Origin of the sequence: Nioella sp. (assembly GCF_964229645.1) — a bacterium.
Classification (GTDB): domain Bacteria; phylum Pseudomonadota; class Alphaproteobacteria; order Rhodobacterales; family Rhodobacteraceae; genus Nioella.
In genome coordinates this window covers 1-8,740 of the sequence record NZ_CAXREX010000020.1, presented here as the reverse complement: position 1 = coordinate 8,740, position 8,740 = coordinate 1, and the positions used below count along the sequence as shown (strand labels likewise).

At 67.2% G+C, this 8,740-nt stretch carries 4 protein-coding genes and 1 pseudogene; 3 read left to right on the top strand and 2 right to left on the bottom strand.

All coding sequences use genetic code 11. The features are described from left to right. Positions 1 to 48 precede the first annotated feature (48 nt). A complete protein-coding gene (locus ACEQXV_RS01305; protein ID WP_370267510.1) occupies positions 49 to 669 on the bottom strand; it encodes a YdeI family protein in 621 nt (206 codons plus the stop codon). Positions 670 to 935: 266 nt separating this feature from the next. Here ACEQXV_RS01305 and ACEQXV_RS01300 point away from each other — a divergent pair, with 266 nt between their 5' ends. Together ACEQXV_RS01300 and ACEQXV_RS01295 are read left to right on the top strand one after the other, a co-directional pair. After that, positions 936 to 2,228, top strand: coding sequence for an O-acetylhomoserine aminocarboxypropyltransferase/cysteine synthase family protein (locus ACEQXV_RS01300; protein WP_370267508.1), 1,293 nt, complete (start codon positions 936 to 938; stop codon positions 2,226 to 2,228). 328 nt (positions 2,229 to 2,556) lie between these two features. Continuing rightward, entirely contained in the window at positions 2,557 to 5,865 is a 3,309-nt protein-coding gene (locus ACEQXV_RS01295) for a hypothetical protein (protein WP_370267506.1), read from the top strand. A 5-nt stretch (positions 5,866 to 5,870) separates the two neighbouring features. Here ACEQXV_RS01295 and mgtE read toward each other — a convergent pair. Beyond that, positions 5,871 to 7,258: pseudogene (mgtE, locus tag ACEQXV_RS01290) on the bottom strand (magnesium transporter). Between the two features lie 93 nt (positions 7,259 to 7,351). Here mgtE and guaD point away from each other — a divergent pair. Further along, a complete protein-coding gene (guaD, locus tag ACEQXV_RS01285; protein ID WP_370267504.1) occupies positions 7,352 to 8,641 on the top strand; it encodes a guanine deaminase in 1,290 nt (429 codons plus the stop codon). Positions 8,642 to 8,740: the final 99 nt, after the last annotated feature.

The following is an 8,740-nucleotide window of genomic DNA, read 5'->3' as shown; positions in this document are numbered from 1 at the left end:
CAGGCTACGAGTTGCAGCTGCCCCAGGCCCAATCGAACTGAGCGCGCCCTAGCGTTCCGTCGCCCCCTTCCCGGCAAGGATCCTGTCGCGCGCCTTGATGATGCGCGCGGTCCGGGTTTCCGACTTCTTCGCCGCCTCCAGGTGCAGAACATGGCTGCGCTGACGACCGGGGGTCAGGGCCTGAAACGCCTGTGCCAGTTCGGGATCGTCATCGAGCGCGTCCACCAGTTCCGAGGGCCAGACCAGCTCTGCCTTTGCCTTCTCGGGTCGTCGCCCGGCCTCTGCATGGCCCTTGGCTTCGTCGAGATAGGCCCGCAGCACCTGTTCCAGCCGCAAGACCTGCTCGGGATCGGTAAAGCTGACCTGGTCGGCGACGCGCGACTGCTCGCCCCGCTTTTCGAGAATGCCATGCGAATCCGTCAACAGGGATCCGTTCATGAAAGTCAGGCGGAAACTGTCGCGAAACGCCCCCAGGATGGCGATGTTACGCCCGGCATGCATGTAGCACGGATGCCCCCATTTCGCGGTTTCCGACAGGCCGGCCTCGGTGCAGATCCGGCGCAGATGGCCCAGGCCCTCGGCCCAGGCCCGGGTGGAACAGTCGGGCGTATCGAACCGCTTGCAGCGCCCGCAGCCCCAGATGAAGTAGTCGTTCGGCTCCGTAATCATCGCCCCTAACCTTCCTGCCACGGCCAGTCTGTCCCTGCCCTGGCCGTGGCACAATCGCAAAACGGATATTCTCCCTGCTTCCCCGCTGCGCTGACGCCTTCCCGGCGGAACCCGGCACGGGACCGTCTGTGTTCCCGATCCCGTCCACCGGGTGGGAAAATCGTTCCGAATGCGACGCATGGCGGTGTTTCGCCCCAAGCTGTTGTTGTGGCGCGCGCGCACATGACCTATGCCATGACAGGTTTGCAAAAACGGGAGGTTTTCCTATGTCCGACGGCCCCACCTACGGCTTCGACACGCTTCAGATCCATGCAGGCGCCCGGCCCGACCCGGCCACCGGTGCGCGGCAGACGCCGATCTACCAGACCACGGCCTATGTCTTCCGCGACGCGGAACATGCCGCTGCTCTCTTCAACCTTCAGGAAGTGGGCTACATCTACTCGCGCCTCACCAACCCCACCGTCGCCGTTTTGCAGGAACGTATCGCGACGCTTGAGGGCGGCGTTGGCGCGGTCTGCTGTTCCTCGGGCCACGCGGCGCAGATCATGGCGCTCTTCCCGCTGATGCAGCCGGGCATGAACGTGGTGGCGTCGACCCGGCTTTATGGCGGCACCGTCACCCAGTTCAGCCAGACCATCAAGCGCTTCGGCTGGTCGGCCAAGTTCGTCGATTTCGACGATCTCGATGCCGTGAAGGAGGCGATCGACGACAACACCCGCGCGGTCTTCGGCGAATCCATCGCCAATCCCGGCGGCTACATCACCGACATCCCCGCCATCGCCGCCATCGCGGACGAGGCAGGTGTGCCGCTGATCATCGACAACACCTCGGCCACGCCCTACCTGTGCAACCCGATCTCGCTCGGGGCGACGCTGGTGGTGCACTCGACCACGAAATACCTGACCGGCAACGGCACCGTGACCGGCGGCGTCGTGGTGGATTCGGGCAAGTTCGACTGGTCCGCGTCGGACAAGTTCCCGTCGCTCTCGGCCCCCGAGCCCGCCTATCACGGGCTCAAGTTCCACGAGACCTTCGGCCCGCTGGCCTACACGTTCCACGGCATTGCCATCGGTCTGCGCGACCTGGGCATGACCATGAACCCGCAGGCGGCCCATTACACGCTGATGGGCATCGAGACGCTGAGCCTGCGCATGGAGCGCCACGTGGAAAACGCGATGAAGCTGGCCACCTGGCTGGAGAACGATCCGCGCATCGACTACGTGACCTATGCCGGGCTTGACAGCTCGCCCTATTCCAAGCGCATCCCCACGGTCTGCCCGAAAGGCGCGGGCGCGCTCTTTACCTTCGCGGTCAAGGGCGGCTACGACGCCTGCGTGAAGCTGGTCGACAGCCTGGAAATCTTCAGCCATGTCGCCAACCTGGGCGATACCCGGTCGCTGATCATCCACTCGGCCTCGACCACGCACCGCCAGCTGACGCCCGAACAGCAGAAAGCGGCGGGCGCGGCCCCCAACGTGGTGCGCGTCTCGATCGGGATCGAGAACGTGGAAGACCTGATCGCCGATCTGGATCAGGCCCTGGCCAAGGCGACCGCCTGATATCGACGGGGGTTGGGGGCTCTGCCCCCGCCGCCTGCCGGCGGCGCCCCCGGGATATTTTCGGGAACAATGAAGACGGGGCGCGCGCGTTAAGGTTAACGGCGCGCCCTTCATCTTCTGGCAAGAGTTTCTCCCGCCGGGAGACGATCGGTTCGCGCCGCATGTTAAGTTTTCTTTGATCTTATCCGTGAACGGCTTAGGATGAATTCCGCCCACCTGCCGATGGCGGGTCGGACGCGGGTTTTTCTTGACGATTTTCTGCTATATGAGGCGGGGTTGGACGGGAGGCCCGACGGATCGAAGGGGCCCGGATCGGCAGAGGACCTGAATGGCACCGAATTTTGCGCTGTTCCTTTCGCCAGAGGGCATAGCCCTGGCGCAACGTCAGCCCGCTGGCCATTGGGCCGTTCTGGGCGACACACCGTTGGATGTTCCCGATTTGGGGGCGTCCCTTCTGGTGCTGCGAAAACTGGCCGAGGCCCGGGTTGGAAAGGGGTTCGAAACCCTCATCCTGCTGCCCGATGACCAGATCCTTTACACATCGCTGACCGCACCCGGCCCCGACGAGGAGGAGCGGCTCGACCAGATTCGCGCCGGGCTTGACGGGCTGACCCCTTACCCGGTCGACCAGTTGGCCTTCGACTGGTTCCCACTGGAAGATGGACGGGTCAAGCTGGCCGTGGTGGCGCAGGAAACACTGGAGGAAGCGCGCCAGTTTGCCGAGGCGAACGGGTTTACCCCCGTGGGCTTCGGGGCGCGCCCGCTCGACAACCGCTATCGCGGCGTTGCCCATTTCGACCGCAGCCTCGACTGGGTGGGCGAGATCGACGATATCGAGTTCGGGCACGATACCTGGCACAAGCACAAGCCGAAGGCCGAAAGCGAGGAGGCGGCAGCGCCCGAAGACGCGGTCGAAGCGGAAGAGCCGGCTGCTCCGGTCGAAGAGGCGCCGGTCGAGGCCGCCGCAATGGCCCCTGCCCAGGAGGCCGATGAGCCGGCTGCGGAGGAGGACGTCGCTCCGGCCGAGGCTCCGCAGGAGGACGGCACAGATGAGGCCGGGCGCATCGAAGCAGCCGCACCAGAGCCTGTCGCAGAGGACAAGGTCAGCCCCGAGGCGACAGATCCTGCCCCCAGGGCCGACGCATCAGCCGGGCAGGACGCACCGGATCAGCCCGACCGCGCCGCGCCAGCCGGGCGGTTGCATCTTGGGGCGCCGGTCGCGGCGGAAGAAACGCCTGAGGACGAGACCCCGCCGGAGGACAGCGCCACGGCTGAACCGATTGCCGTGCCGTCGGGTTTCGGCACCCGTCGCCGGGGGGCAGAGCCGCCGAAGGAGGCGGGCGCCCTGGTGGGTAGCCGCGCGCCTCGTTTCGGCCCCGGCGCCGTGAAACCGGAGGAGGCCGAGGCCACTCCGCAACTGCCGCGCGACCGATCCGACAGGGCTGACGAGCGTGCCGAACCCAGCCTTGGGCGCGCGGCCCGGTCGGGGGATGCAGCCGCCCCCGGATCGCCTGCCCGCCCCCGCGCGGCGGGGCCCGAACCCAAGCTGCCGCCCCTCGCGCGCCTGAAATCCGAGCTGAAATCGCGCCCGGCGGCCGAGCCCGAGGAGACCCCGAAAGGCGGCTTCGGCAACAACCCCTTCTCGCGCCGCAAATCCGGCGAGACTCCGGACAAAGGGTCGTTCCGCGATCGCATGGCCGAGCTTGGCAAGCAGCTCAGCGCCTCGCGCGAGGCCGGGGCAGAGACCAAGACGACCGACCCGAAAACCCCGGAGACGGCCACCGCGCCGGAGGCCGAAAAGCCCAAGCGGCTGATGCCCATGTCGCTCAGGCCCGTGCCTGAGAAGCAGGGGCTTGGCGGGCGACTGAAGGCGCTTGGATCGCGGCTCTCGAAGGACAAGGCCGAAGCACCCGCGGCAGTGGGAGAACCGGCCGAAGCTGCGCCTGCACCGCCGCCTCCTGCTGCGGAAAGCGGCCCCAAGAAGCGTGGGCGCAAGCCCAAGGCCAAACCCGCCGAAGCAGAGGCCGCCGCGCGCAGCGCCGAGGCCATCGCGCCGCCGCCCGAACAGGCCACCGCCACCAATCGCCGCCGCTTCATGGCACCGGGGGGGCGTCGACGCAAAGAGGCAGAGATCGCCGATGCCGACGCGCCGATCATGGGTGGGCTGCTGGCGCGCGGCACCGTTGCGGCCAATCGCGGCCCGTCGATGCGCACCGGCCTGATCATGACGCTGATCCTGCTGGTGGTGCTGGCGCTGATCGGGGTCTGGGCTGCCTTCTACCTGCCCGAAACCGCGCTTGGCCGCTGGATGGGCCTGGGAACCGAGGAAGACACGATCATCGCCGAAACCGACCCGGGCGGGCTGGAAAGCCCGGTTCTCGGGCTTGGCGAGGGCGGCGAGGTGTCCCCGGTGGAACTGGCGCGGCTGACCGAGGAAGGCGCCCTGCCCGGCCCCGCCACCATGGCCCCGAGCGCGCCGGAACTTCTGCCTGATATCGACGCCGATCTGGACCTGGAGCCCGAACCGGTGCGGCCGCCGCCGATCGACCCGGAAACGGTGCTGCCCTCGGAAGAGGAAAACGCCAATTTCTACGCCCGAACCGGTATCTGGCAACGCCCCCCGGTCATCACCCTGCCCTCGCCCGATACCGACCCGGGCGAGTTGATCTTTGCGGGGCTTGATCCCCGCGTGGAAAGCCATGACGCGGTGGCGCTTGGGGCGCCGGGGCCGTTGCCCGTCACCGAACTGGCCGCGTTGCAGGGGGTCTCGATCTCACCTGCGGACGAGATCTTCATGACTGCCGAGGATCTGGTGGAGCCTTCGGCGGAGGGCACGCTCAATCCCTATGGCATCCTGGTCTATGCCGGCCCGCCCGCCGTCACGCCAGAGCCGCGCCCGCGCGATGCGCCCGCGGCCATCGCCGCCGCGGCGGCAGAGGCGGCGGCCGAAGCGGTTGCGGAAACCGTGGCCCTGGCAGGCTCGGCGGGTGAAACCCCGCAAGAAGCCGCCGCGCAGGAGGATGAGGCTGCCACGGCGGGGGCAGTCGAACTGGCGCTTCTACGGGCAATCTCGCCCACGCCCCGCCCCGATGATCTTCAGGAACAGCGCGAACGCGCGGTGCTGGGGGGCATCACCTTCGACGAGCTGTCGAACATCCGCCCCGAAGGCCGTCCGGCCTCGGTGCAGGAACTGGCCGCCGAAGCCGCCGCCGCCGATGGAACCGCGGGATCGGGCACGGGCACGGAACTGGCCGTGGCCATATCCTTCGTGCCGCGCCTGCGCCCGGGCAATATCGAAGACCTGGTCGAAGAGGCCCGCGCGGCGGGCAATTCCGGGCCCACGCCGCCGGTCGCGGCGGCGGCCTCGGACACGATCGAACTCGACATCCCGAGCTCCGCCTCCGTCACCCGTGCCGCGACCGAGGAAAACGCCATCAACCTGCGCCGGGTGAACCTGATCGGTGTCAGCGGCGCGCCCTCTGAACGCCGCGCCCTCGTGCGCCTGCCCTCGGGCCGCTTCGTGACAGTGGAAGTGGGCGACCGGCTGGATGGGGGCCAGGTGGCCGCGATCGGCGAAAGCAGCCTGCAATATGTCAAGCAGGGCCGCACCATCACGCTGGAAGTGCCCGCGGGCTGACCGGCCTAGAGCAGAACCGCCCCTGCCAGCCCCAGGAAGGCGAAGAAGCCAACCACATCCGTCACCGTCGTCACGAAGGCACCCGAAGCGAGCGCCGGGTCGATTTCCAGCTTCTCCAGCGCCACCGGGATCAGGATCCCTGCAAGCCCCGCGATCACAAGGTTGATGACCATCGCCACCGCGATGACCGCGCCAAGCGCCGGCGAGTCGAACCATACCAGCCCCACGGCCCCCATCACGGCGGCAAAGACCAGCCCGTTGATCAGCCCCACGCCCGCCTCTCTCATGACGACGCGCATCAGGTTCGAGCCGGTCAAGTCCTTGGTGGCGATGGCGCGCACCGCGACGGTCAGGCTCTGCGTGCCCGCATTGCCCCCCATCGACGCCACGATCGGCATCAGCACCGCCAGCGCCACGAATTGCGCGATCGTGTCTTCGAACTGGGCAATCACCAGCGAGGCGAAGATCGCGGTAATCAGGTTCACGAAAAGCCAGGGAAAGCGCTGCTTGGTGGTTTCCAGCACCCGGTCCGACAGGCTGCCTTCCCCGACACCGGCCAGGCGCAGGATGTCTTCCTCGGCCTCGTCTTCCAGCACGATCATCGCGTCGTCGATGGTGATGACGCCCACCAGCCGCCCGTCATCATCCACCACCGGGGCGGAAATCAGGTGATACTGGTTGAAGGCATAGGCCACTTCCGATTCCGGCTGGCTGACCGGGATCAGGACGAAGGTGTCCTCGACGATGTCACGCAAGGCCACCTTGCGCTGCGAGGACAGGAGCCGCCCAAGCGTGACATTGCCCACCGGCTTCATGCGCGGATCGACCAGGATCAGGTGATAGAACTGGTCGGGAGTTCGGTCGTTTCGGCGCGCAGGAAGTCGATGGCTTCGCCCACGCTCCAGAATTCGGGCACGCGCACGATCTCGCGCTGCATGAGGCGGCCGGCGGAATATTCCGGGTAGCTCAGCGCCTCTTCGACCGCAGCCCGGTCGGCATCGTCCAGAAGGTCGAGAATCGCCGCCTGCTGGTCCTCGTCCTCGAGGTCTTCGAGCAGGTCGACCACGTCGTCGCTGTCGAGATCGCGCACCGCCTCGGCCAGCACCGGCGCGGGCAGAAGCTCGATCACATCCTCGCGGATGCCCTCGTCGAGTTCCGACAGCACCTCGCCGTCGATGCCCTCGTTCCAGAACAGAAGCAGCGCTTCACGTTCGGAATGGGACATCTGTTCCAGAAGGTCGGCGATGTCGGCAGGGTGCAGCGGTTCGAACAACGCTTCGATCCGCGCGGCATCGCGCGCGTCCAGCGCCTCGAGCACGTCATCGTAAAGCGAGGCGTCCAGCGCGTAGGCGTCCTCGTTCAGGTCCGTCTTCTGAAGCTCGTCGAGCGCCATTCATCCCCGCCTTGAAAGTCTTTAACGCTTTTTCGGATAACATACCCTCGGTGCGAGAGATATGACAGGTCCGGTGGTGGGGAAAGGAAGATTATGGCTGAAACACTCCTGATTGGGCAGCTTGTGCGCTTTGACGCCGATCCCTTGGTCGAGGGGCCGGCCGCGGCACGCCATGACGCGCGCGGCGCGGTGCTGATCCGCGATGGCAAGATTGCCGATATCGGCCAGGCCGATGACCTGCGGGCGCGCCACACGGGGGCCGAGCAGGTCGATCACGGTCAGCGCCTGATCCTGCCCGGTTTCATCGACGCCCACGCCCATTACCCGCAGACGGGCATCATCGCCTCCTGGGGCAAGCGGCTGATCGACTGGCTGAACAGCTACACCTTCCCCGAAGAGATGCGGTTCGGCGATCGGGCTTACGCCGCCGAGGTCGCCCGGCGCTATTTCGACCTGACGCTGGCCAACGGCACCACGACGGTGGCCAGCTACTGCACCATCCACCCCGAAAGCGTCGATGCCTATTTCGAGCAGGCGCGCGCGCGCGGATTGCGGGCCCTTGCGGGCAAGACCTGCATGGACCGCAACGCGCCCGACGGGCTGCGGGATTCGGCGCAGGCGGCCTATGACGACAGCAAGACGCTCTTGGAAAAGTGGCACGGGGTCGACCGGCTGTCCTACATCATCACCCCGCGGTTTTCCCCCACCTCGACACCGGGCCAGCTGAGCGCGCTTGGTGCGCTTTGGGCGGAGCATCCCGATTGCCTGATGCAGACCCACCTGAGCGAGCAAACCGACGAGATTGCCTGGGTGAAGGGGCTTTTCCCCGAGGCGCGAGACTATCTCGATACCTACGAGGCGCATGGGCTTCTGGGGGCGGGCGGGCTTTATGGCCACGCGATCCACCTGGAGCCGCGCGAGTTGGACCGGCTGCGCGAGGTCGGGGCCGCGCTGGTGCATTGCCCGACATCCAACACCTTCATCGGATCGGGCCTTTTCGACATGGGGCTTGCGGGGGGCGCCATTCGCGTGGGCCTGGCCACAGATACCGGCGGCGGGTCGAGCTTCTCGATGCTGCGCACGATGGCGGCAGCCTACGAGATCGGCCAGTTGCGTGGTCGGGCGCTGCATCCGGCGCAGCTGATTTGGCTGGCCACGGAAGGCTCGGCCCGGGCCTTGCGGATCGCCGACAAGGTCGGTCGGATCGCCCTTGGCATGGAGGCCGACCTGGTGGTGCTGGACCTCGGCTCCACCCCGGCCATCGAACAACGGGCCCGGCGGGCCGACACGATCTGGGAGGCGCTCTTTCCCACGATCATGATGGGCGACGACCGGGCAATCGCAGAGGTGCGAATCGCGGGACGGACGGTTCAGGCGGGATAAAGGCCCGTCGACGGGCCTTCCGCTTGCGCTGCCCCTGGCAGCGCCGGGGCGCGGGTTTGCAAGACCGCGCCAGCTTTCGCGGCGCCGCGAAAGCGGCCC